This window comes from Mitsuaria sp. BK041, assembly GCF_014193085.1.
GTDB lineage: Bacteria > Pseudomonadota > Gammaproteobacteria > Burkholderiales > Burkholderiaceae_C > Roseateles.
Genome location: NZ_JACHYT010000002.1, coordinates 527,512 through 550,041 on the forward strand (window position 1 = coordinate 527,512; position 22,530 = coordinate 550,041).

Consider the following 22,530-nt stretch of genomic DNA (forward strand, 5'->3'; position numbering starts at 1 on the left):
CGAAAACACAAAGCGCCGCTTCGAGCGGCGCTTTGTCGTTCAGCGGCGGACCGCGCCGGTCCGCGCGATCACATCCAGTAGACGATGACGTACAAGCCCAGCCAGACCACGTCCACGAAGTGCCAGTACCAGGCCGCGCCCTCGAAGCCGAAGTGGCGCTCCGGCGTGAAGTGGCCCTTCATCAGCCGCAGCGTGATGAACAGCAGCATCAGCATGCCCACGAACACGTGGAAGCCGTGGAAGCCGGTCAGCATGAAGAAGGTCGAGCCGAAGATGCCCGAGCTCAGCTTCAGGTTCAGCTCCTGGTACGCGTGCCAGTACTCGTAGCCCTGGAAGCACAGGAACACGAAACCCAGCAGCACCGTCGCCCACATCCAGCCGATCGTCTTGGCGCGCTGGCCGGCGATCAGCGCATGGTGGGCGATCGTCAGCGTCACGCCGGAGGTCAGCAGCAGCGCGGTGTTGATCGTGGGAATCGGCCACGGGCCCATCGTCGAGAACGGATCCACCGTGCCCGCCGGCGAGGCCGTCGCGCCGGCCGCCACGCTGGGCCACAGGCCGTTGAAGTCGGGCCACAGCAGCGCGTTGTCCAGGCTGCCCAGCGTCGGGATGCTGTAGCCGCGCGACCAGAACAGCGCCCCGAAGAACGCCGCGAAGAACATCACCTCCGAGAAGATGAACCAGCCCATGCTCCAGCGGAAGGACAGGTCGATCCGGTCGCTGTACTGGCCGCTCTCGCTCTCGTGGATCGCGTCGCCGAACCACTGCTTCAGCGTGAAGGCCCACCACAGCAGGCCGAACAGCAGCGACCACTTGCCCCAGTCGTGGCCGTTGACCCACTGCCCCGCGCCCAGGATCACCCAGAACAGGCCGAAGGCGGCCATCGCCGGGTGCCGGGACGGGCCGGGCACAAAGTAATAAGGCTGATTGCCATGAGTCGTCGTTGCCGACATGCGTTCTTCTCCTCGAACTCAGTTCTCAGTTCATTGCCGCACCGCTGCTTACCACCCAGCGGACCAGCAGGATCAATCCCAGCACGAACAGGACCGCCGCGAGCACCCCCGCCACGATCACGTGCAGCGGATTGAGCTGCGACACATCCTGCTCGTAGTCCGAGCCCTTCCTCACGCCGAAGAAGGACCAGGCCACCGCCCGCAGCGTGCCCAGGAAGGATCCTCGGCGCTGCATCGCCCGCTTCAGATCCTCGCCCGGCTTGAGCTCGTCGGCCATCGTCGTTTCCACCGTCCGGCGTTCAGGCGCTCAGGCGCCCGGCCGTCCCTTCGGATCCACCGGCGCCGCCGCCTGCGCCTTGCCCTTCCCCGCCACCTCGAAGAAGGTGTACGACAGCGTGATCGTGTGCACGTCCTTCGGGATCTTGGGGTCGATGACGAACACCACCGGCCATTCCTTCTGCTCGCCCGGCTTGAGCGTGTATTCGTTGAAGCAGAAGCACTCCAGCTTGTTGAAGTAGGGCGTCGCCTGCTTGGGCGCGTAGCTCGGGATCGCCTGCGCCGACATGGTCCGCTGCTGGATGTTCTGGAAGGTGTACATCACCGTCGTCAGCTCGCCCGGGTGGACCGTCAGGTGGCGCTTGGCCGGCTTGAAGTCCCACGGGCCGCGGGCGTTGGCGTCGAACTCGATCGTGATCTGGCGGCTGTAGTCGATCTGCGTGTTCTTCACGTCCTCGGCGCGCACCGCATGCTGGCGCTCGGACAGCGACAGCACGTTGATGCCCAGCGCCGTGCAGATCGCGCGGTACATCGGCACCAGCGCATAACCGAAGCACGACATCACCGCCACCACGACCAGCAGCTTGCCGGTCATCCGCAGGTTCTCCCGGCGGATCCAGGCGGCGAGCTTGCTGGCGGGCGGGCTGCTCATGGCGATCTCGGGGCGATCGGGGCCGGCGCGCTCAGGTCGCGCCGTACAACGCGATCTTGGCCACGAAGCCGATCGCGAAGACGGCGGCCACGCTGGCCAGGATCAGCGCCAGGCGCAGGTTGCTCTTGCGTTGCTCGGGCGTCGGTGCCATCGCTGCCACTCCTCCTTCGCGGCGCTCAGCCGATGATCCGGGTCGCGGTGACGTCCAGCTTGGGCGGCGTCTCGAAGGTGTGGAACGGCGCCGGCGACGGCACTTCCCACTCCAGGCCTTCGGCCGCTTCCCAGGGCTTCTGCGGCGCCTTGGCGCCCTTGCCCCGCATCATCGGGATCACGACGAACACGAAGAAGTAGACCTGCATCAGCCCGAAGCCGAAGGCGCCGATGGAGGCCAGCGCGTTGAAGTCGGCGAACTGCATCGGGTAGTCGGCATAACGACGGGGCATGCCGGCCAGGCCCAGGAAGTGCATCGGGAAGAAGGTCACGTTGAAGGTGATCAGCGAACCCCAGAAGTGGATCTTGCCGCGCGTCTCCGAGTACATGACGCCGGTCCACTTCGGCCCCCAGTAGTAGACGCCGGCGAACAGCGCATACAGCGAGCCCGCCACCAGCACGTAGTGGAAGTGAGCCACGACGTAGTAGGTGTCCTGGATCTGGATGTCGATCGGGGCCATCGCGCAGATCAGGCCGGTGAAGCCGCCCATCGTGAACACGAAGATGAAGCCCACGGCCCACAGCATCGGGGTCTCGAAGGTCATCGAGCCGCGCCACATCGTCGCCAGCCAGTTGAAGATCTTCACGCCGGTGGGCACCGCGATCAGCATGGTCGCGTACATGAAGAACAGTTGGCCCGTCACCGGCATGCCGGTGGCGAACATGTGGTGCGCCCACACGATGAAGGACAGGATCGCGATCGAGGCGGTGGCGTACACCATCGAGGCGTAGCCGAACAGCCGCTTGCGCGCGAAGGCCGGGACGATCTGGCTCACGATGCCGAAGGCCGGCAGGATCATGATGTAGACCTCGGGGTGGCCGAAGAACCAGAAGATGTGCTGGTACATCACCGGGTCGCCGCCGCCCGAGGGCGTGAAGAAGCTGGTGCCGAAGTGGCGGTCCGTCAGCGTCATCGTGATCGCGCCGGCCAGCACCGGCATCACCGCGATCAGCAGGTAGGCGGTGATCAGCCAGGTCCACGCGAACATCGGCATCTTCATCAGCGTCATGCCGGGGGCCCGCATGTTGAGGATGGTCACGATGATGTTGATCGAGCCCATGATCGAGGACGCGCCCAGGATGTGCATCGCGAAGATGCCGGCGTCCATCGACGGGCCCATCTGCAGCGTCAGCGGCGCGTAGAGCGTCCAGCCGGCGGCGGGCGCGCCGCCGGGCATGAAGAACGAGCCCACCAGCATGAGGGCCGCGGGGATCATCAGCCAGAAGCTGAAGTTGTTCATCCGCGCGAAGGCCATGTCGGACGCGCCGATCTGCAGCGGGATCATCCAGTTCGCGAAGCCGACGAAGGCCGGCATGATCGCGCCGAACACCATGATCAGCCCGTGCATGGTGGTGAACTGGTTGAACAGTTCCGGATTGAAGAACTGCAGGCCCGGCTGGAACAGCTCGGCGCGGATGCACAGCGCCAGGGTGCCGCCGATCATCAGCATCGTGAAGCTGAACAGCAGGTACAGCGTGCCGATGTCCTTGTGGTTGGTCGCGAAGACCCAGCGCCGCCAGCCCGTCGGGGCATGGTGGTCGTGGTGATCGTCATGGTCATGGGCATGACCGGTCGGGTGGTCGAGCACTGCACTCATGTCAAATCCTCGGTGGCTGCCCGTCCCCGGGGGACGGGCTGGCGTTCAAACGCGTTCCTGCGGTCGGTGGATCAGGCGGCGCGCCTCACTTGGCGCGCTCGGCCACGACTTCCGCGGGCTGGATCAACTGGCCGGTCTTGTTGGACCAGGCGTTCTTCGTGTAGGTCACGACGGCGGCGATCTCGCTGTCCTTCAGCACGCCCTTCCAGGCCGGCATCTGGCCCTTGCCGTTGAGCACCAGGTGCAGCTGCGCGGCGTGGTCCTCGGCCTTGACGATGGCCGAGCCGTCCAGCGCCGGGAACTGGCCCGCGCCCTTGCCGTCGGCCTTGTGGCAGACCGCGCAGTTGGCGTCGAACAGCTTCTGGCCGCGGGCCATCAGCTCGTCCATCGTCCAGACCTTGCTCGGGTCGTCGGCCTTGGCGGCGATCTTCTTCATCTCGCCGTCGACCCACGCGGAATAGTCCTTGGCGCTGAGCACCTTGACGTGGATCGGCATGTAGGCGTGCTCCTTGCCGCAGAGCTCGGCGCACTGGCCGTAGAAGTCGCCGGTCTGCTCGGCCTTGAACCAGGTGTCGCGCACGTAGCCGGGGATCGCGTCCTGCTTGACGCCGAAGGCCGGCACCATCCACGCGTGGATGACGTCGTCGGCGGTGGTGATGATGCGGATCTTCTTGCCCACCGGCACCACCAGCGGGTTGTCCACCTTGAGCAGGTAGTTGTCGACCTGGCCGGGGTGGCCGGAGTCCGACAACGCGCGGTGCGAGGCGTCCAGCGTCGAGACGAAGCCGATGCCCTCGCCCTCGCCCTTGAGGTAGTCGTAGCCCCACTTCCACTGGTAGCCGGTGGCCTTGATGGTGAGGTCGGAGTTGGTGGTGTCCTTCATCGCCACGACGACCTTGGTCGCGGGCAGCGCCATCAGGATGACGATGATGAAGGGCACGATGGTCCAGGCGATCTCGACCTTCACGCTCTCATGGAAGTTCGCGGACACCGCGCCCTTGGACTTCCGGTGCTTGAAGATCGAATAGAACATGACCCCGAACACGGCGATGAAGATCGCCAGGCACAGGATCAGCATCATGTTGTGGAGCCACATCTGCTCATGCGCGATCTTGGTGACCGGCGGATGCAGGTTCAGCTGGTTGACGGCCGGACCTCCGGGGAGGTCGTTGACCGCCAAGGCGACCTGGCTGGCCAGCGCGGCCGTCAGGCCGAACGCGAGCTGGCTGCAGCGGCGCCCCAGTTGCACACAACTGTGTTCAATCGTCATGGTCGTCTCTTTATCCAGTCTTTCTCAAGCTCTTGTCACCCGGGTCTCCTCCAGGCGGCTTCGGCGCTCGAGCCCGCTTGTAGCGCGGGCTTCGGCGCCAAGCGGTGGCGGAAACCTACGGGGCCAGCAGACGTACTCCAGTCGGGCGCGGATTCTAGCCCACCCCTCTGGCGCACTATGACCGCCCCCAGAGGGCCGAACGGCCCAGGATTACCCTCAGACAGAGGGGCCCTCGCCCTCTGTCGCGACACCGTCACGCGAGCCCTAGCCGAGGCCGCGCGCGATGGGGGTCAGTGTTTGCCCGCGCCGCGGACCATGGCCCGCATCTGCTCGAGCGACACCTCGGTGGTGGCCGCGACCTTCACCTTCGGCTGGGGCTTGAACGCATGACCGTAGACCAGCTCGATGCTCAGCGACAGCCGGCCGTCGGCGCCGCGCAGCGACTCGAGCGCGCGCAGCAGCCGCGCGCGCCAGGCCTTCGTGCGCAGACCGCGCGCGCGGGCCGGTGCGAGGTTGCCGCCGAGTGCGCGCAGATCGCGCAGCAGGTCCTCGGGCGAGCCCCAGGTCAGGCGCAGGTGCTCCTGGTCCATCACCGGATCGGCGAAGCCGGCGTGCACCAGCATGTCGCCCAGGTCGTGCATGTCGACCCAGTCCGGCGCCGGGACGCCCCAGCCCTCGCGCGCGAAGACCGGACGCAGCTCGATGAAGCTGTCCGGCCCCAGGCACGAGAACATCAGGCAGCCCTCGACCGCCAAGCCAGCCTGCCAGCGCTTCATCAGCGCCGGCTTGTCGGCCTCGGCATGCAGTTCCATGTTGGACCACGCCAGCTGCGCCGCGGCCGCCGGCGGCTCCGCGACCAGCTCCGTCGGCGCGCCGCCGCGCAGCTTGTCCATCACCGATTGCATGAAGCCGCGCTTGAGGCGCTGCTGCAGCAACGCGCGGACGTCGGCATCGGGCTCGAGCCAGAGCTGCGTCGCTTGCGGATAGTGCTGGCGCAGGCCCGCGTCGCCGCCGCCGATGGAGGGGCGACTCTGCAGCACCGCGGTGGGTTGCAGGCGGATCACCGGGAGCCGGTCCAGCATGCGCGTGGCAACCTCCTGGTGCAGCCAGGGCGCGTCCTCGGACGCGGCCAGGCGACGACGCTGCCGTTGCGCCGCGCCCGCATCGATCTGCTGTGTGCCCGGCGGCAAGGCCTCATCTCCAGTCATGGGGCGCGATTGTAGGTGGGCATGCTTGACCCGATCCGGCGCCGGCCTTTGACGCGATCCCCGATGGCGTGCGGTATCGCGCGGATCGCGCGCGCCGGTCGGGCCTTCGCGGCGGTCATGGGGATGAGGGCGCGCGAGGCGCTCGACACGCTCAAGGCACTCGTGGCGCGCCGCGATAGCCCGTGGCAATGGCCTGGCCAATGCGCGCTGTGCCGCCGCTGGTGTCGCGGTGGCACCTGCGGGGATTGCGACGCGCTGCATCCACCCGACGCCCACCCGCGCTGCGCGCTCTGCGCCCTGCGGCTGCCGCTAGGGGCCGCGGCGGCCGACGCGCCCGATCCCCGTTCGCTGCGCTGCGGCGCTTGCGCGCGCCGGCCGCCACCGTTGTCGCGCTGCGTGGCGGCCATGGATTACGCCTTCCCCTGGGACCGGCTGCTGCTGGCGCTCAAGTTCGGCGAGCAGCTCGAAGTGGCGCCGCTGCTGGCGGGACGGCTGTCGCTCGCGCTCGCACGCGCCGGCATCGACGCGCCCGACCTGATCCTGCCGGTGCCGCTGTCGGCGGAGCGGCTGCGCGAGCGCGGCTACAACCAGGCGCACGAGATCGCCCGGCGGCTCGCGCGGCCGCAGGGGACGGGCGAGGTCGAGCGACAATCGCGCCTTTGCGCCCGGACGCTGCTGCGCCTGCGCGACACCCCCCAGCAGGCGCGGCTGCCGCTGGACGAGCGCCGGCGCAACCTGCGCGGCGCGTTCGTGGTGCTCAAGCCGGTGCGCGGGCTGCGGGTCGCGATCGTCGACGACGTCATGACCAGCGGCGCCACGCTGCACGAGGCCGCGCTCGCGCTGCGCCGCGCCGGCGCGGCGGACGTCCAGGCTTGGGTGGTCGCGCGCACGCCGTAGTCCTCAACGAAAGAGCGAAAGAGCCTTGCCCCATGTTCAACATCGTGCTGGTCCATCCGGAGATCCCGCCCAACACCGGCAACGTGATCCGGCTCGCGGCCAACACCGGCTGCCGGCTGCACCTGATCGAGCCGCTGGGCTTTTCGATGGAGGACCGGCTGCTGCAGCGCGCCGGCCTGGACTATCACGAGTACGCGCCGGTGCTGCGGCACGCGGACTGGGCGCGCTTCCTGGCGACGGAACAGCCGGACCCGACGCGCCTGTTCGCGTTCACCACGCGCGGCAGCCGCCTGCTGCCGACGGTCGCGTTGAAGCCGGGCGACTGGCTGGTCTTCGGCTGCGAGACCTCCGGCCTGCCGCCGGCGCTGCGCGATGGTTTCCCGCTCGAGCAGCGCGTGCGGCTACCGATGCGCGAAGGCCAGCGCAGCCTGAACCTCAGCAACGCGGTGGCGGTGGCGGTCTTCGAAGGCTGGCGGCAGAACGGCTACGCGGACGGCGTCTGAGCCAGGCGCTCACTCGCGCTCAAGCTTCAACTGCTTGATCAAGGCGCCCCAGCGCTGGCGCTCGTCGCGCATCAGGCTGTCCAGCCCTTCCGGCGAGGTGCCGGCGGCGCTGAAGAACAGCGGTAGCAGCTCGCGCCGGAAGGCCTCGCCGCGGACGATGCGGAGCACCTCGTCCGACAGCCGCCGCACGATCGCCTCTGGTGTGCCGGCCGGCGCCAGCAGCGCCTGCCACGAGGTGGCCTCGAAGCCGGGATAGCCGGATTCGGCCACGGTCGGCAGCTCCGCGAGCGCGCCGAAGCGGCCGGCGCTGGTCACCGCCAGCGCCTTCAGCTTGCCGGCCCGCACCTGCGGCATCGCGATGGCGGGCACCATGAAGCCGGCGTGGATCTGGCCCGCGAGCATCGCGCTGACGACCTGCGGGAACCCGGCATACGGCACGTGGACCATCGCCAGGCCAGCACGAGCAATGAACGAGGCCATCGCCAGATGCGCGGCGCTGCCGTTGCCGACGCTGCCGTAGTTGAGCTCGCCGGCGCGCCGCCTGGCCAGCGCGACGAACTGCGCGAGCGTCTCCACACCCAGCGACGGCGGCACGACCAGCACGTTCGGCGAGCTGGCGATGAAGCTCACCGCGCGCAGCTCTCGCTGCGGGTCGTAGGGCAGCGACTTCGCCAGCAGCGGCGCGGTGATCAGCGGTCCCTGGATGGTGAACAGCAGCGTGTGGCCATCGGGCGCGGCCTTCGCGACCGCGCCGGTGCCGATGTTGCCGCCCGCGCCCGGCTTGTTGTCGACGACCACCGGCTGGCCGAGCGTGTGCGCGAGCGGCTCGGCGAGATAGCGGGCCACCAGGTCCGGCGAGCTGCCACCCGGGAAGGGAACGACGAGACGGACTGGTCGCGACGGCCATGAGCCGGCGTTGCCGGCAGTTGCGGCGGCGATCGCAACAGCCGGCATCAGGCCAAGGCCGGTGCTCGCTGCCGTCGTGGTCGCCGCCGCGGCGGCGGCAAGCAGGTCGCGACGCTTCATGAGCCCGCTCATGCCATGGTCCTCATGCGCCGCACCGACATGTCCCACCCAGCGCGCCTCACCATTCGGACTTCGCTTGGCGCCCCATCAGCGCGTCCAGGGCCTCGCGCGGCGTCAGCCGGCCTTCGAGCACCTCGACGACCGCCGCGGTGATCGGCATGTCGACGCCAGCCCCGCGCGCGCGCGCCAGCACCGTCGGCGCGCTGTAGACGCCCTCGGCGACATGGCCCAGCTTGGCGAGGATGGCGGGCAGGTCCAGGCCCTCGGCCAGCAGCAGGCCGACGCGACGGTTGCGCGACAGATCGCCGGTGGCCGTCAGCACCAGGTCGCCCAGGCCGGCGAGCCCGAGCAGCGTCTCCGGCTGCGCGCCCAGCGCGAGCGCAAGCCGCTGCATCTCCGCCAGGCCGCGCGTGATCAGCGCGGCGCGGGCGTTGAGGCCGGGCCCCTGCCCGCCCTGCGCCTGCGCGACCAGCCGCAGGCCATCGGCGATCCCCACGGCGATCGCCATCACGTTCTTGACGGCGCCGCCCACCTCGACGCCGACCGGATCGGCCGACGAGTACACGCGCAGCCGCTCGCTGTGGAAGGCCGACACGCCCAGCTGCGCCAGCGCGGCATCGCCCGAGGCGGACACCAGCGCCGTCGGCTGGCCGGCCGCCACTTCCTGCGCGAAGCTGGGACCCGACAGGACGCCGGTGGCCAGCCGCGGCGCGACCTCGCGGGCGATCTCGTGGCCGAGCAGGCCGGTGCCGGCCTCGAAGCCCTTGCACAGCCACAGCGCGCGCGCGCCATCGGGCAGCCGCGCCAGCATGCCGCGCAAGCCCGACATCGGCGTCGCGATGACGATCAGGCCGTCACGGCCGTGCGCCAGCGCGGCCTCGAGGTCGTCGGTCAAGCCGAGCGTCGCGGGCAGCGCCGCATCCGGCAGGTAGCGGTCGTTGCGGCCGGCGGCGCGCATCGCGGCGATGGCGCCGGCGTCACGCGCCCACAGCCGCAGGTCGTGACGCGCGCTCGCGGCGATCGCCAGCGCCGTGCCCCAGGCACCGGCGCCGAGCACGCTGATCTTCATGCGCGGAGCAGTCATGGTCGGTCAGGGAGAACGAGGTGGAAGCGCCCGCAATGCAACACGCCGGCCGGCGGACAGGTCCGCGGGGCCGGCGTGCTCATGGGCCCCGGGGATCAGTTCGGGATGGCTTCGCCGTTGGACTGGCCGGCGGCGGCCATCTGGGCTTGCTGGGCCTCGAACATGGCCTGGAAGTTCACTTCCGTCAGCATCACCGGCGGGAAGCCGGCGCGCGTGCAGACGTCGGAGACGATCGCGCGCAGGTAGGGGTAGATCATCTGCGGGCAGACGATGGCCAGGATGCCTTCGAGCTGGTCCTGCGGCAGGTTGCGGATCTCGAAGATGCCGGCCTGCTTGGCCTCGATCAGGAACAGGGTCTTGTCCTGCACCGTGGTCGTGACGGTGGCGGTGACGCTGACCTCGAAGAGGCCCTCGGCCACCGGCTCGGCGGCCAGCGAGAGCTTGATGTCGACCTGCGGCTGGGCCTGCTCCAGCAGGATCGCCGGGGCGTTGGGCTGCTCCAGCGACAGGTCCTTCAGGTACATGCGCTGGATCTGGAACACGGGAGCGTTGTTGTCGTCGGCCATGGGGGTCATCCAAATGAAAAGGCCCGCCAGCGGCGAGCCGTGGCGGGCATTATGACCGAGCGCTCATGACCGCCCGGTGAGGGAATTCCGGAGGCCGCCAGGCGGCGTCCCGGACGGGCCTCAGGCCTGCAGCAGCGGCTGCAGACCGCCGCGCTGGTCCAGCGCGATCAGGTCGTCGCACCCACCGACATGGGTGTCGCCGATGAAGATCTGCGGCACCGTGCGGCGCCCCGTCAGCTGGATCATCGAATCGCGCTGCGACGGATCCAGATCCACCCGCACTTCCTCGATCTGATCCACGCCCCGCTGCTTGAGCAGGGACTTGGCCCGCACGCAGTACGGGCAGACCAGGGTCGTATACATCTTCACGGCGGCCATCGCCAATCTCCAAAGTCGAATCGAGCGTCCGGTGGTCCGGCAAACCGGGTGCCGGTGCGGCTGCCAGGGCGATCAGGCCGCGGACTTCTCGACGGGCAAACTCGCTTCGCGCCAGGCGGCCAGACCGCCCTGGACCGCGACCGCGTTCGCGTAGCCCTGTTTCTGCAGGATGCCAGCGGCGCGCTGCGCGCGTGCGCCGGTCTTGCACATCAGCACCACCGGCAGGGCCTTGTTGCTGGGCAGTTGCTTGGCCGGCAGTTCGGTGCCAGTCAGCGTCGACAGCGGCACGTTGCGGGCGCCGTTGGCATGGCCGGCCGCGTACTCGGCGGGCTCGCTGACATCGATCAGCACGCCCTTCTCGCGGTTGACCAGGCGCACCGCCTCGGCGGTCGCCACGCCGCCCGCCTTGCCGCGCAGCGAGGGCCACAGCAGCAGGCCGCCCGAGGTGAGCGCGGCCAGCACGAGATACCAGTTTTCGATCAGGAACTTCAAGGCGGGGCCCGTGGGATGAATCCAAAAGCTGCGGATTATAGGAAGGCCGGGGGCCGCGGCGGCCCCGGCGCTCACGCCAGTTTGAAGGTCGAGACTGCCGACTGCAGCGCCCGCGCCTGCTGTTCCAGGCTGTTGGCCGCCGCGGCCGCCTGCTCCACCAGCGCCGCGTTCTGCTGCGTCATCTGGTCCAGCTGCACCACCGACTCGTTGACATGGCCAATGCCCTGGCTCTGCTCGGCGGACGCTGCGGTGATCTCGCTGATGATGTCCGAGACCCGCTGCACGCTGGCCACGATCTCCTCCATCGTCGCGCCGGCGTCCTGCACCAGGCGCGAGCCCGACTCGACCCGCGCCACGCTCGCGCCGATCAGGGTCTTGATCTCGCGCGCGGCTTCCGCGCTGCGCTGGGCCAGCGAGCGCACCTCGCCGGCCACCACCGCGAAACCGCGCCCCTGCTCGCCGGCGCGCGCGGCCTCGACCGCGGCGTTCAGCGCCAGGATGTTGGTCTGGAAGGCGATGCCGTCGATGACGCCGATGATGTCGCCGATCTTGCGCGAGCTCGCGCTGATCTCGTCCATCGTCGAGACCACCTGGCCCACGACCTCGCCGCCCTTCTTCGCGACGGTGGCGGCGCTGCCCGCCAGCTGGTTGGCCTGGCTGGCCGCGTCGGCGCTCTGGCGCACGGTCTCCGTCAGCTGCTGCATGTTGGAGGCCGTCTGCTCCAGCGAGCCGGCCTGCTTCTCGGTGCGCACCGACAGGTCCTGGTTGCCGGCCGCGATCTCGCGCGAGGCCACCGTCATCGAGTCGGTGCCGCTGCGCACGTCGCTCACGATCGCCGACAGGCCCTGCGACATGTCGCGCACCGCCGCCAGCAGGCTGGACTCGGCGCCCGGCGCCACCACGATGGTTTGCGACAGGTCGCCGCCGGCCATCTGGCGCATGACGTCGCGGGCATATTCGGGCTCGCCGCCGAGCTGGCGCCACACGCTGGCGATCAGCAGCCACGACCCCGCGCCCAGGCAGACGACCACGATGAGGCCGCTCAGCACCGTCGCCCACAGGCCCGAGCCGACGCCCTGCTCCGCGCGCGCCAGCGTCCCGTCGAAGGTGGTCCTGGCATCGGCGCGGGCGTCGCCCAGCGTCTGCTCCAGCGCCTTCTGCGCGGCCTGCATCTTGGGAATGGCGCCCGCCTGGTCGCCCTGCTTGATGCCGAGGAACAGCTGCGCGGTCTCGACCGAGGCGGCGTAGTAGGCCTCGAAGCCGCTCTCCAGCCGGGCACCGGCATCGGCGCGCCCCGGGATGGCCTTGATCGAGGCGATCACCTTGCGCATCGCGCCGGCGCGCTCGGCGGCCTCGTCCAGGCGCTTCTTCTCGCCCTCGGCGACGGCGGACTGGATCGTCCCGCCCAGCGCCTCGAGCTGCGCGGCCACCTGGTTGGTGGCCACCAGATACGGATAGTCGGCCTCGCCCAGCGCGTGGATGGCGCCCGAGGTCCGCGACGAAAAGAACAGCACCACCGCGATGCCCACCGCGAAGACGATCGCCGCCAGCACCGGCAGCATCGCGATACGGGTCTTCAAGTTCATGCCAGACTCCAATTCATCCTGTGTCTCCAACGACCTCCCCGGGTCGATGGCGCCCGCCCGTCGCTCGGCGGCAAGGCGGGCGGCCGGAGCCGCCCGCCGCCGGCGTCAATCGACGCTCAGCACCACCTTCACCGAGCCGTCGACGGCCGACTTCTCGATGTAGCCGATCGCATCGGCATTGGCCGCGACGAACTTCTTCACATCGGCCGAGCTGCCCAGTTCCTTGGGCGGCGTGCCCTTGCCCGAGAACACCAGGCGCGACCAGGCGGCCTTCACCTGGGCCGAGGACTTGCCGGTGGCCTTCGAATAGAAGTGCTCGCGCGCCGCGGCGCTTTCCGGCAAATCCACCGCCTGGGCGGCGGCGCCGCTGGGCAGCTGGTTGGACTTGCCCAGGAAGATGCTCGCGACCTGGTCGGCGCTCATCGAGGCGACCGGGCTCTTCGGATGGACCACGACGACGACCTGCGCCTGTGCGGCCACGGCGGCGACCAGCATCGCGGCGCCGATGAGGGGCTTGATCATGTTGAACTGCATGAGGGTCTGTGCTCCGCTCAGAACACGAAGTCGACGGCGACGCTGTAGACGCCGACGCGCTCGTTGTTGAAGCCCGGCTGGACGTTGTAGAACTGGCCGGCGCCGGTGGTCTTGATGCTGTCGTACTGGGCCTTCACCGCGACGTTGCGCCAGGCATCCCAGCGCACGCCGACGGCGATGGTCTTCTGCGGCGTGCTCTGCGCGGCGGTGACCGCGTCGACGACGGCGCGCAGCGGCAGGCCACCCACGACCACCGTGCCCGGGATCGTGTTGTTGACGTTGCTGCTGTCGGTCTTCTGCTGCGACAGCGTCGCGTACGGCGTGAACTTGCCGACGCGGTAGCCGACCGTCGTGTACCAGCCGGTGGTGTCCGGCACGAAGGAATCGTTGCGGCGCTCGGTGTACTCGGCGGCGACGACCCACTGGCCTTCGTCATAGCTCAGGCCCACGCCGGAGAAGCTCGCATCCTTGTCGGTCGGGTCGATCTCGTTGCCGACCGAGGCGAACGGCGTCTGGCGCAGCGCGCCGACCAGCGAGCTCACCGTTGCGCTGTGCGCGGTCAGCTTGCCCTGCGCATGGCCCACGCGCAGGTTCAGGCCGTCGGCCAGCTCGACGGTGGCGTTCACGCCGACCATCTTCTTGAGCTCCAGCTTGGTCTGGCGCACGTAGGACGAGCTTTCGCCGCCGAAGACCTGCAGCGAGACGCTCTTGCCGGCGACCTGGGTGCTCCAGTTGACGTCGACGCCGTCGAAGTGGCTCACCGGCACCTGGCCGTAGACGTCGATCGGCGGACGCAGCCAGGTGTTGGCATAACCGACGTCGCGGAAGTCGGACACCGCGAAGAACGGCGCGCCCATGCGGCCGGCGCGGATCGCCAGGCCCGGCGTGGCCTGCCACTTGGCGAAGGCCCACTCGACCTGCGGCGTCCAGTCGCCCTTGCCGGTCTGCTTGGTCAGCACCTGCGCGGTCGCGGAAAACTGCGCATTGAACTTGGCCGTGCCCTGCAGGCCCAGCTTCGAATCGACCTCGCCGCTCAGCGACTTGTCGGCGCCATGGACCTGGCCCGGGATGACGTACTCGGCGCCATTCCTGGTCGTGCCCGTCAGGCCGACCGTGCCGAAGCCGGAGAACGAGAACATCGATTCCGACTGGCCCTGCGCCTGCGCGCCAAACGCCAGCAGCGCCAGCGCCATCGGCGCCAGTCGCAAGCTCTTCACCACCATCATTGCAAGTACTCCTGTACAGCGTGAATGCCCAACGCGGGCGTGTTTTTTTTTTCGAACCAAACTTGGGCGTCCGATACGCCTTTCGCCCGGTGCGAAAGCAGTTGTCGGCGCTCCGGAAGGCTTCTTGAGACGGGGGGCCTGGAGGGCTGCCTCTAGAATCCGCCGGGCCTGCCGGAACCCGGCCAAACCTCACGAAACCCAAGACCCATGTACAAGCTCGTGCTGATTCGCCATGGCGAATCGACCTGGAATCTCGAGAACCGCTTCACCGGCTGGACCGACGTGGATCTGACGCCCACCGGGGTGGAGCAGGCCAAGCAGGCGGGCCGTCTGCTGAAGGAAGCGGGCGTCGACTTCGACGTGGCCCACACCTCCGTGCTCAAGCGCGCCATCTGGACCCTGTGGCATTGCCTGGACCAGATGGACCGCCAGTGGCTGCCGGTGCGGCACAGCTGGCGCCTGAACGAACGCCATTACGGCGGCCTTCAGGGGCTGAACAAGGCGGACATGGCCAAGCAGTACGGCGACGAGCAGGTGCTGGTCTGGCGCCGCAGCTATGACACCCCGCCGCCGGCGCTGGAAGCCTCGGACCCGCGCAGCGAGCGCGGCGACATCCGCTATGCCGGCCTGCAGCCGTCCGACATTCCGCTGACCGAGTGCCTCAAGGACACCGTGGCCCGCGTGCTGCCCTACTGGAACGAACAGATCGCACCCGCCATTCTGTCGGGCCAGCGCGTGCTGATCGCGGCCCACGGCAACTCGATCCGGGCCCTCGTGAAGTATTTGGACGGCATCGCCGACGAAGACATCGTTGGCGTGAATATTCCCAACGGCATCCCGCTGGTGTACGAGCTGGACAAGGACCTGAAGCCCATCAAGAGCTATTACCTCGGCGACGCCGAGGCTGCGGCCAAGGCGGCCGCGGCGGTGGCCAACCAGGGCAAGGCCTGAACATCCAGGCCTGAGGCCGCCGGCCGCCCGGCGGCCCTCTATTTGCGGCGCAGCGCGGTCGCGAGCAGCTCCGCGATGCAGACCGCGTTGGTCTCGTGCGGGACCGCGTTGCTGCTCCAGATGTGACGCACGCCGGCCGCGCGCAGCGCCGGCAAAGCATCGCCGTTGAACAGCGCATGCGTCACGGCGACATCCACGCTGGCCGCGCCGCGCTCGAGCGCCTCGCGCGCCGCGCCGATCAGCGTCCGGCCGGTCGAGGCCATGTCGTCCAGCAGCACGACCGAGCGTGCGCGCACATCCAGTTCGGGAAACGCCAGCTGCACCTGCGTGTCGCCGAAGCGCACCTTGCGGCCGACCGCATGCTCGAGCTTGCCGGCGCGCGCCGCCTCGGCGACCCACTGCCCCGACTCCTCATCCGGTCCGACCAGCACCGCGCCCGGCACCTGCACGGCGATGAAGCGCCCGAGCTGCGCCGCCGCCGACAGCGCAACGCCACGCCCGCGTGGCATCACCTCGTCCAGGCTGGCGATCCGGTGCAGGTGCGGGTCGACAGTCACCACGCGGTCAAACTGCGTCGACAGCAGCGCCGCGATGTGACGCTGGCTGACCGCCTCGCCCGGCGTGAACTCCATGTCCTGCCGCATGTAGGCCAGATAAGGCGCGACCAGCATCAGGTGCCGCACGCCCCAGCCCCGCGCGGCCGGCGCGGCAATCAGCAGCTCGACCAGACGGTCGTTGGGCTGATGCTGCATCCCGCGCAGCACGATGACGTCACTCGGCAACGGCTTGGGCAGCACCACACGCGTCTCCCCATCCGGGAAACGATGGCGCGTGATGACCCCCATCGGGCGGCCCAACTCCCTGGCCAGCCGCGTGGCCAGGTCCTGTTCGTCGTCGAAGCACAGCAGCATCGGCGGATCCTCGCATCAAACCGCGGCCGGAGGGCATGCGGCATTCCCGCTGATGGGCGATTGGAGGCCAAAACCCCCATGCCTTGCCGTCCCCGATCGACCCAGGACTCAGGGCCTGGGGAGTGCGTTTGAAAGTCGCTCGGCCAGAGCTTCAGCGAGGTGGCGGCGGTCCAGGCCTTCCGTCGGCATCGCGGGCAGTGAGCGGACTTCGACCGCCAGGTCCTTGGCGGTCAGGATGCGCCACAGGCTTTCCATCAAGGTCATCTGGCCGATGTATTGCGCGGCCTCGCTGTAGGGCCGGCCCGGCTGGTGCCAGCGCAGCACCACCGGCTGCAACGGGGTGTGCGTGCTGATCGCTGCCTGCAACAGGTTGCCGTGCAACGGCAGCAGGGGGTAGCCCGCTCCCGTCGTGCCCTCGGGGAAGACCGCCACCGTCTCGCCAGCGGCCAGCGCCTCGGCCGTCTTGTGCACGACGCGCAGCGCGTCACGCTTGCTGGCGCGCTCGATGTAGAGCGTGCCCACCGCCGTCGCGAGCGATCCCACCAGCGGCCAGGTCGCGATGTCCGCCTTGGAGACGAAGCGCGCCTCCGGCATCACCGCGTGCATCGCCGCGATGTCCAGCCACGAGATGTGATTCGCGGTGATCAGGCGCGGCGCCGGCGACTGAGGGCCCGGCGACTCCAGCCGCACCCCCAGCACCCGCAGCAATTTGCCCGACCACCAGCTGACATAACGCTGCTTCGTCGGGGTGTCGAAACCGGACCAGCGCACCTGCACGAGGAAGACCCCGTGCGCGATGTGCGCCAGCATGCGCAGCGCCCGCCAGACGCCGACCAGGGCGCGCATCAGGCCGTCCGCTCGACGTCGGTGACCAGCGATTCGTAGGCGACCGTGCCGGCCACCAGCGTGTAGCGCACGCGGCCCGGCAGCTCGAAGCCGGTGATGTCGAAGGAGAACGGCGTGTGCTTGCCCTGACTGACCAGCCGCTCCGGCGTGACCGCGCCGCTGGCCTCGGCGTCGAAGACGACGACGTCGCCCACGCCGCCCTCGACCAGCCGGCCGGCGCTTGCCGCCAGCGAGCCCAGCGCGCCGCCCAGGACCTTGACCGGACGGCCGGTGATGGTGTCGAGCGTTCGCGCCAGCGAGAGGCCCTCGTCCTGGCCCCAGCGCAGCGCCAGGCTGAGCAGCAGTTCCAGGCCGGTGGCGCCGGGCGTGGCCTCGGCGAAGGGCAAGGTCTTTTCGTCGGCGGCGACCGGGTTGTGATCGCTGACCAGCGCGTCGATCGTGCCGTCGGCCAGCGCGGCGCGCAGCGCGGCGCGGTCGCGCTGCTGGCGCAGCGGCGGGGTGAGCCGCATGGACGGGTTGAAGTAGCCGATGTCGACGTCGCTCAGGTGCAGCGAGTTGATGGAGACGTCCGCCGTGACCGGCAGGCCGTCGCGCTTGGCCTGGCGCACGAGTTCGACGCCGGCGGCGCTGCTCAGGCGGCACAGGTGGACGCGGCAGCCGGTCACGCGGACCAGCTCGAGGATGGTGTGCAGCGCGATGGTCTCGGCCGCGACCGGCTCGCCCGAGAGGCCCAGGCGCGTCGCGACCGGGCCGCTGGCGGCGACGCCACCGCTGAGCCACGGATCCTGCGGATGCAGCCACAGCGTGTAGCCGAAGCTGGCGGCGTACTGCATGGCCCGCTGGACGGTGAGCGTGTTGCGGATCGGGCGGTAGGCCTGCGAGAAGCCGACGCAGCCGGACTCGGTGAGCTCGGCCATTTCGGTCAGCGCCTCGCCGTCCAGGCCGCGGGTGAGCGCGCCCAGCGGGAAGAGGCGGCAGCGGCTGAGCTTGCGGGCGCGGAACTTGAGCATGTCCACGAGGCCCGGCTCGTCCAGCGCCGGATCGGTATCGGGCGGGCAGACGAGGCTGGTGACGCCGCCGGCGGCCGCGGCGGCGAGCTCGCTTTCGAGCATGCCTTCATGCTCGTGGCCGGGCTCGCGCAGCCGCGCGGCCAGGTCCACCAGGCCCGGTGCGACGACCAGGCCGTCGGCATCGATGACGCGGTCCGCGCTGAAGTCGCCGACCTGGCCCAGGCCGACGATGCGGCCCGACGCGATCGCGAGGTCGCCGCGCTGGTCCAGGCCCGAGGCGGGATCGAGCAGGCGGCCGTTCTGGATGAGGATCTTCATGCTTCGTTTCCGGCGAGGATGGACATGACCGCCATGCGGACCGCGATGCCGAAGGTCACCTGCGGCAGGATCACGCTGTGCTGGCCGTCGGCGACGGTGGACGAGATCTCGACGCCGCGGTTGATCGGGCCCGGATGCATGACGATCGCATCCGGCTTGGCCAGCGCCAGCTTCTCCGGCGTGAGGCCGAAACTCTTGAAGTACTCGCCGGCGCTGGGCAGCATCGCGCCGCTCATGCGCTCGTTCTGCAGGCGCAGCATGATGATGACGTCGGCATCCTTCACGCCCTCGGCCATGTCGTGGCAGACGCGCACGCCCATGTCCTTGAGGTCGCCCGGCACCAGGGTCTTGGGGCCGACGGCGCGGATCTCCGGCACGCCCAGCGTGGTGAGCGCATGGATGTCGCTGCGCGCGACCCGCGAATGCACGATGTCGCCGACGATCGCCACCGTGAGGTTGGTGAAGTCCTTCTTGTAGTGACGGATCGTGTACATGTCCAGCAGGCCCTGCGTCGGATGCGCGTGGCGGCCGTCGCCGGCATTGACGACGTGGACATGCGGCGCGCAGTGCTGCGCGATCAGGTAGGGGGCGCCGGACTCGCTGTGGCGCACGACGAACATATCGGCATGCATCGCCGAGAGGTTGGCCACCGTGTCCAGCAGCGTCTCGCCCTTGGCCGTGCTCGAGCGCGCGATGTCCAGGTTGATGACGTCGGCGGACAGGCGCTTGGCGGCGATCTCGAAGGTGGTGCGGGTGCGGGTGCTGTTCTCGAAGAACAGGTTGAAGACCGACTTGCCGCGCAGCAGCGGCACCTTCTTGACCTCGCGGTCGTTGACCGACAGGAAGGTGCCGGCCGTGTCCAGGATCTGGTGCAGCACGGCCTTGGGCAGACCCTCGGTGGACAGCAGGTGGATCAGCTCGCCATGCTTGTTCAGCTGCGGATTGCGTTTGCTCAGCATGGGATCAGTCCTCCTTCACGTCGAAGCTGAAGCGGCCGTGGTCGCCCGGATCCTGGCTTTTGACCAGGCTCAGCCGCTGGTGCGGCGCCAGGGCGACGCGCGCGGCGGAGAACGCCGGCTCGATCGGCAGCTCACGGCCGCCGCGGTCGACCAGCACCGCCAGCGTCACGCTCGCGGGCCGGCCGAAGTCGAACAGCTCGTTGATGACGGCGCGGGTGGTGCGGCCGGTGTAGAGCACGTCGTCGATGAGCAGGATGTGGCGACCCTCGACCTCGAAGGGCAGCCGGGTGTGGTCGGCGCTGGCGTTCATGCCCTTGCTGCCGAAGTCGTCGCGGTGCAGCGCGCTGGAGATGACGCCGTGCTGGCCCGGCAGCTTCAGGTCCTGCTGGAGGCGCTCGGCCAGCCAGGCGCCGCCCGACCAGATGCCGACCAGCGCGCAGTCGGGTTGCAGCAGGCGCTGGACGCCGCGCGCGAGGTCGGCGTAGAGCGCTTCCGCATCGAGGTGCAATGTGCTCATGGGTGTTCCCGGAAGAATTGTTCGAGGATCAATGCCGCGCTCGCGGCATCGAGGTCGCGCGCGCCCTGGGACTGGGCTTCCGCGCTGGTGTAGCGTTCGTCGACTTCGACCACCGGCAGCCGGTAGCGGCCACGCAGCTGGCCCGCGAACTTGAGCGCGCGGGCGGTCATTTCATGCGGGGCGCCGTCCGGATGACGCGGCACGCCGATGACCAGCGCATCGGGCTGCCACTCCTGGATCAGCGCCGCGATCGCGGCCCAGCGCGCATCGCCCTGCTCGGTGATCGTCCGCAAGCCCCGCGCGCTGCCCAGCATCCGGTTGCCGGTCGCCACGCCGAGGCGCTTGGTACCGAAATCAAAACCGAGGGGGGAAACGAACGACGACGGGGAAGCGAGGGTCATGGCGCTTCCGGGATTCATGCGTGCCCGGCCTCCTGGCTGAGCATGCGCGGATCGATGCCCAGCAGCGCCAGCGCCTTGTCGTAGCGCTCCTCGATGGGCGTGTCGAAGATGATCTCGGGCGTGGCGTCGACGGTGATCCAGCCGTTGCGGCCGAGCTCCTCCTCGAGCTGCCCCGCCGCCCAGCCGCTGTAGCCCAGCGTGACCAGCACCCGCTTGGGGCCGGCACCGCTGGACAGCGCCTCCAGCACGTCGCGGCTGGTGGTCATCTCGAGCCCGCCGGGCACGGCCAGCGTCGCGTTGTAGTGGTTGCCCTGCTCGTCCAGCGGCTCGTGCAGCACGAAGCCGCGCTCCGTCTGGACCGGGCCGCCGAAGAAGACCGGCCGCGCGGCCATGTCCTCGTCGTTCAGCTCGAGCTCGACCTTCTCGAACAGATTGCCCAGGGTCAGCGAGATCGGCTTGTTGATGACCAGTCCCAGCGCGCCCTTCTCGTTGTGCTCGCACAGGTAGACGACGGAGCCGGCAAAGGTTTCGTCCACCATGCCCGGCATGGCGATCAGGAACTGGTTGGTCAGGTCGATGCGTTCCTTGGACATAGGGGCGGATTCTATTTCACCGACACTCCGTCCCCATGACGCGAACGTCCTCTTCCCCCGCTTCCCGGCCGCCCGCGCCGACGGACGGCGCGGACAGCGCCCTGGTGTGGTTCCGCCGCGACCTGCGGGCCGACGACCATGCGGCGCTGTACCACGCGCTGCGGCGGCACCGCCGGGTCTACTGCGCCTTCGTGCTGGACACCGACATCCTGGACCCGCTGCCGCGGGCCGACCGGCGCGTGCAATTCATCCTCGACGCGCTGGGCGTGCTGGATGCGGACCTCGCCGCGCTGGCCCCCGGCGCCGGCCTGATCGTGCGCCACGGCGCGCCGCGCGAGCAGATCCCGGCGCTGGCCGCCGAGCTGGGCGTGCAGGCGCTGTACTTCAACCACGACGACGAGCCCGACGCGCTGCGCCGCGACGCCGCCGTCGGCGAGACGCTGCTGGCGCGCGGCGTGCAGGTCGAGAGCTTCAAGGACCATGTGATCTTCGAGCGCTCCGAGCTGCTGACCGGCGCCGGCAAGCCTTACGGCGTCTTCACGCCCTACAAGAACGCCTGGCTGCGCGAGATCACACCCTTCTTCCTCAGCAGCTATCCGGTTGAGCGCCACGCCTCGCACCTGGCGACCGGCCCCGAGGTGGCGGCGCGCCGGGGCGTGCCCGCGCTGGCCGACATCGGCTTCGAGCCCGCCGGGCTGAGCGCGGCGCTCTCGGGCGGCAGCGCGGGCGCGCGGCGGCTGTTCGACGAGTTCCTCGAGCGCATCGACCGCTACGGCGAGACCCGCGACTTTCCCGCCGTCAAGGGCCCGAGCTACCTGAGCACCCACCTGCGCTTCGGCACGATCTCGATCCGCGTGCTCGCGCGCGAGGCCTGGCGGCGTGGCTACGCGAGTAGCAGCGCCAGCGCGGGGGCGCAGACCTGGCTGTCGGAGCTGATCTGGCGGGACTTCTATCACCAGGTCCTGCACCACCATCCGCGCGTGGCGGAGCGCGCCTTCCGGCCCGAGTACGACCGCATCGCCTGGGCCGAGGGTCCGGAGGCCGATGCCGACTTCGAGGCCTGGTGCCAGGGCCGTACCGGCTACCCGCTGGTCGACGCGGCGATGCACCAGATCAACCAGACCGGCTACATGCACAACCGGCTGCGCATGGTCACGGCCAGCTTCCTGATCAAGGACCTGGGCATCGACTGGCGCCGCGGCGAGGCCTACTTCGCCGAGAAACTGATCGACTTCGATCTCGCCGCCAACAACGGCGGCTGGCAATGGGCCGCCTCCAGCGGCTGCGACGCCCAGCCCTACTTCCGCATCTTCAATCCGGTCAGCCAGAGCGAGAAGTTCGACCCCGACGGGAAATTCATCCAGCGCTACCTGCCGCAACTCTCGCGGCTGCCGCCGGCGCTGATCCACGCGCCCTGGCTCGCCAAGCCGGCGGAACTGGCCGCCTGCGGCGTCGTGCTGGGCCGCGACTATCCCGAGCCGATCGTGCGCCACGAGACCGCGCGCATGGCGACGATGGCGCGCTACGCCGTGGTCAAGGACCGCGGCTTCGCGCCGGACTAGGTT

Annotated in this window: 26 protein-coding genes; 4 read left to right on the forward strand and 22 right to left on the reverse strand. The window is 69.5% G+C overall.

Features of this window, described 5'->3' with window-relative positions; all coding sequences use genetic code 11:
• Positions 1-68: 68 nt before the first annotated feature.
• From FHT38_RS18215 to FHT38_RS18240, 7 genes are all read right to left on the reverse strand, one after another.
• Positions 69-953 (reverse strand): cytochrome c oxidase subunit 3, encoded by an 885-nt coding sequence (locus FHT38_RS18215; RefSeq protein ID WP_091726853.1) that lies wholly within the window; start codon positions 951-953, stop codon positions 69-71.
• Between the two features lie 25 nt (positions 954-978).
• A complete protein-coding gene (locus FHT38_RS18220; RefSeq protein WP_091726857.1) occupies positions 979-1,230 on the reverse strand; it encodes a DUF2970 domain-containing protein in 252 nt (83 codons plus the stop codon).
• A gap of 30 nt (positions 1,231-1,260) precedes the next feature.
• Positions 1,261-1,881, reverse strand: coding sequence for a cytochrome c oxidase assembly protein (locus tag FHT38_RS18225; protein WP_183492801.1), 621 nt, complete (start codon positions 1,879-1,881; stop codon positions 1,261-1,263).
• A 31-nt stretch (positions 1,882-1,912) separates the two neighbouring features.
• Positions 1,913-2,032, reverse strand: coding sequence for a cytochrome oxidase small assembly protein (locus tag FHT38_RS25100; protein WP_217648442.1), 120 nt, complete (start codon positions 2,030-2,032; stop codon positions 1,913-1,915).
• 25 nt (positions 2,033-2,057) lie between these two features.
• Positions 2,058-3,689 carry a cytochrome c oxidase subunit I gene (ctaD, locus tag FHT38_RS18230; RefSeq protein WP_091726864.1) on the reverse strand — a complete coding sequence of 544 codons (1,632 nt, stop codon included), beginning with the start codon at positions 3,687-3,689 and terminating at the stop codon, positions 2,058-2,060.
• Between the two features lie 85 nt (positions 3,690-3,774).
• Positions 3,775-4,959 carry a cytochrome c oxidase subunit II gene (coxB, locus tag FHT38_RS18235; RefSeq protein ID WP_183492802.1) on the reverse strand — a complete coding sequence of 395 codons (1,185 nt, stop codon included), beginning with the start codon at positions 4,957-4,959 and terminating at the stop codon, positions 3,775-3,777.
• Positions 4,960-5,249: 290 nt separating this feature from the next.
• A complete protein-coding gene (locus FHT38_RS18240) occupies positions 5,250-6,167 on the reverse strand; it encodes a biotin synthase (RefSeq protein WP_254783443.1) in 918 nt (305 codons plus the stop codon).
• Between the two features lie 405 nt (positions 6,168-6,572).
• Between FHT38_RS18240 and FHT38_RS25420 the strand changes: the two genes are divergently transcribed.
• Both FHT38_RS25420 and FHT38_RS18250 read left to right on the forward strand, forming a co-directional pair.
• On the forward strand, positions 6,573-7,064 hold the full coding sequence (locus FHT38_RS25420; protein ID WP_255488848.1) for a ComF family protein: 492 nt from the start codon (positions 6,573-6,575) through the stop codon (positions 7,062-7,064).
• A gap of 32 nt (positions 7,065-7,096) precedes the next feature.
• On the forward strand, positions 7,097-7,567 hold the full coding sequence (locus tag FHT38_RS18250; RefSeq protein ID WP_091726872.1) for a tRNA (cytidine(34)-2'-O)-methyltransferase: 471 nt from the start codon (positions 7,097-7,099) through the stop codon (positions 7,565-7,567).
• Positions 7,568-7,576: 9 nt separating this feature from the next.
• Here the strand turns inward: FHT38_RS18250 and FHT38_RS18255 are convergent, their stop codons facing one another.
• The 8 genes from FHT38_RS18255 to FHT38_RS18290 all read right to left on the reverse strand — a co-directional run bounded on the left by FHT38_RS18255 (position 7,577) and on the right by FHT38_RS18290 (position 14,459).
• Entirely contained in the window at positions 7,577-8,593 is a 1,017-nt protein-coding gene (locus FHT38_RS18255) for a tripartite tricarboxylate transporter substrate binding protein (RefSeq protein WP_183492803.1), read from the reverse strand.
• 58 nt (positions 8,594-8,651) lie between these two features.
• Positions 8,652-9,662 (reverse strand): NAD(P)H-dependent glycerol-3-phosphate dehydrogenase, encoded by a 1,011-nt coding sequence (locus FHT38_RS18260; RefSeq protein ID WP_183493590.1) that lies wholly within the window; start codon positions 9,660-9,662, stop codon positions 8,652-8,654.
• A gap of 110 nt (positions 9,663-9,772) precedes the next feature.
• Positions 9,773-10,243, reverse strand: a complete 471-nt coding sequence (gene secB, locus FHT38_RS18265; protein WP_091726883.1) for a protein-export chaperone SecB — start codon at positions 10,241-10,243, stop codon at positions 9,773-9,775.
• Between the two features lie 120 nt (positions 10,244-10,363).
• Positions 10,364-10,621, reverse strand: coding sequence for a glutaredoxin 3 (gene grxC / locus FHT38_RS18270; RefSeq protein WP_091726888.1), 258 nt, complete (start codon positions 10,619-10,621; stop codon positions 10,364-10,366).
• 72 nt (positions 10,622-10,693) lie between these two features.
• Positions 10,694-11,113, reverse strand: a complete 420-nt coding sequence (locus FHT38_RS18275; protein WP_091726892.1) for a rhodanese-like domain-containing protein — start codon at positions 11,111-11,113, stop codon at positions 10,694-10,696.
• Between the two features lie 71 nt (positions 11,114-11,184).
• Complete coding sequence (locus tag FHT38_RS25685; RefSeq protein WP_183492804.1) at positions 11,185-12,699, reverse strand: methyl-accepting chemotaxis protein; 1,515 nt, start codon at positions 12,697-12,699, stop codon at positions 11,185-11,187.
• Between the two features lie 105 nt (positions 12,700-12,804).
• Positions 12,805-13,221, reverse strand: coding sequence for a hypothetical protein (locus tag FHT38_RS18285; protein WP_255488849.1), 417 nt, complete (start codon positions 13,219-13,221; stop codon positions 12,805-12,807).
• A gap of 29 nt (positions 13,222-13,250) precedes the next feature.
• Positions 13,251-14,459: a porin gene (locus FHT38_RS18290; protein ID WP_183492806.1), complete on the reverse strand. Its 1,209-nt coding sequence runs from the start codon at positions 14,457-14,459 to the stop codon at positions 13,251-13,253.
• Positions 14,460-14,666: 207 nt separating this feature from the next.
• On the opposite strand from FHT38_RS18290, the gene gpmA reads away from it, so the two are divergent.
• Positions 14,667-15,410, forward strand: coding sequence for a 2,3-diphosphoglycerate-dependent phosphoglycerate mutase (gene gpmA / locus FHT38_RS18295; protein WP_183482425.1), 744 nt, complete (start codon positions 14,667-14,669; stop codon positions 15,408-15,410).
• A gap of 38 nt (positions 15,411-15,448) precedes the next feature.
• On the opposite strand, the gene FHT38_RS18300 is transcribed toward gpmA, so the two are convergent.
• The 7 genes from FHT38_RS18300 to FHT38_RS18330 all read right to left on the reverse strand — a co-directional run bounded on the left by FHT38_RS18300 (position 15,449) and on the right by FHT38_RS18330 (position 20,965).
• Positions 15,449-16,321, reverse strand: coding sequence for a ribose-phosphate diphosphokinase (locus tag FHT38_RS18300; protein ID WP_183492807.1), 873 nt, complete (start codon positions 16,319-16,321; stop codon positions 15,449-15,451).
• Positions 16,322-16,429: 108 nt separating this feature from the next.
• Complete coding sequence (locus tag FHT38_RS18305) at positions 16,430-17,167, reverse strand: 1-acyl-sn-glycerol-3-phosphate acyltransferase (protein WP_183492808.1); 738 nt, start codon at positions 17,165-17,167, stop codon at positions 16,430-16,432.
• On the reverse strand, positions 17,167-18,495 hold the full coding sequence (locus tag FHT38_RS18310; RefSeq protein ID WP_183492809.1) for a dihydroorotase: 1,329 nt from the start codon (positions 18,493-18,495) through the stop codon (positions 17,167-17,169). Before FHT38_RS18310 ends, FHT38_RS18305 begins: the two co-directional genes overlap by 1 nt.
• Positions 18,492-19,454 carry an aspartate carbamoyltransferase catalytic subunit gene (locus tag FHT38_RS18315; protein WP_091726920.1) on the reverse strand — a complete coding sequence of 321 codons (963 nt, stop codon included), beginning with the start codon at positions 19,452-19,454 and terminating at the stop codon, positions 18,492-18,494. Before FHT38_RS18315 ends, FHT38_RS18310 begins: the two co-directional genes overlap by 4 nt.
• Positions 19,455-19,458: 4 nt before the next feature.
• On the reverse strand, positions 19,459-19,971 hold the full coding sequence (gene pyrR, locus FHT38_RS18320; RefSeq protein ID WP_091726925.1) for a bifunctional pyr operon transcriptional regulator/uracil phosphoribosyltransferase PyrR: 513 nt from the start codon (positions 19,969-19,971) through the stop codon (positions 19,459-19,461).
• Complete coding sequence (gene ruvX, locus FHT38_RS18325; RefSeq protein ID WP_091726928.1) at positions 19,968-20,372, reverse strand: Holliday junction resolvase RuvX; 405 nt, start codon at positions 20,370-20,372, stop codon at positions 19,968-19,970. The genes pyrR and ruvX overlap by 4 nt, the downstream gene beginning before the upstream one ends.
• 14 nt (positions 20,373-20,386) lie before the next feature.
• Positions 20,387-20,965 (reverse strand): YqgE/AlgH family protein, encoded by a 579-nt coding sequence (locus tag FHT38_RS18330; protein ID WP_091726932.1) that lies wholly within the window; start codon positions 20,963-20,965, stop codon positions 20,387-20,389.
• A gap of 35 nt (positions 20,966-21,000) precedes the next feature.
• On the opposite strand from FHT38_RS18330, the gene FHT38_RS18335 reads away from it, so the two are divergent.
• Positions 21,001-22,527, forward strand: coding sequence for a deoxyribodipyrimidine photo-lyase (locus FHT38_RS18335; RefSeq protein ID WP_183492810.1), 1,527 nt, complete (start codon positions 21,001-21,003; stop codon positions 22,525-22,527).
• The last annotated feature ends 3 nt before the right edge of the window (positions 22,528-22,530 follow it).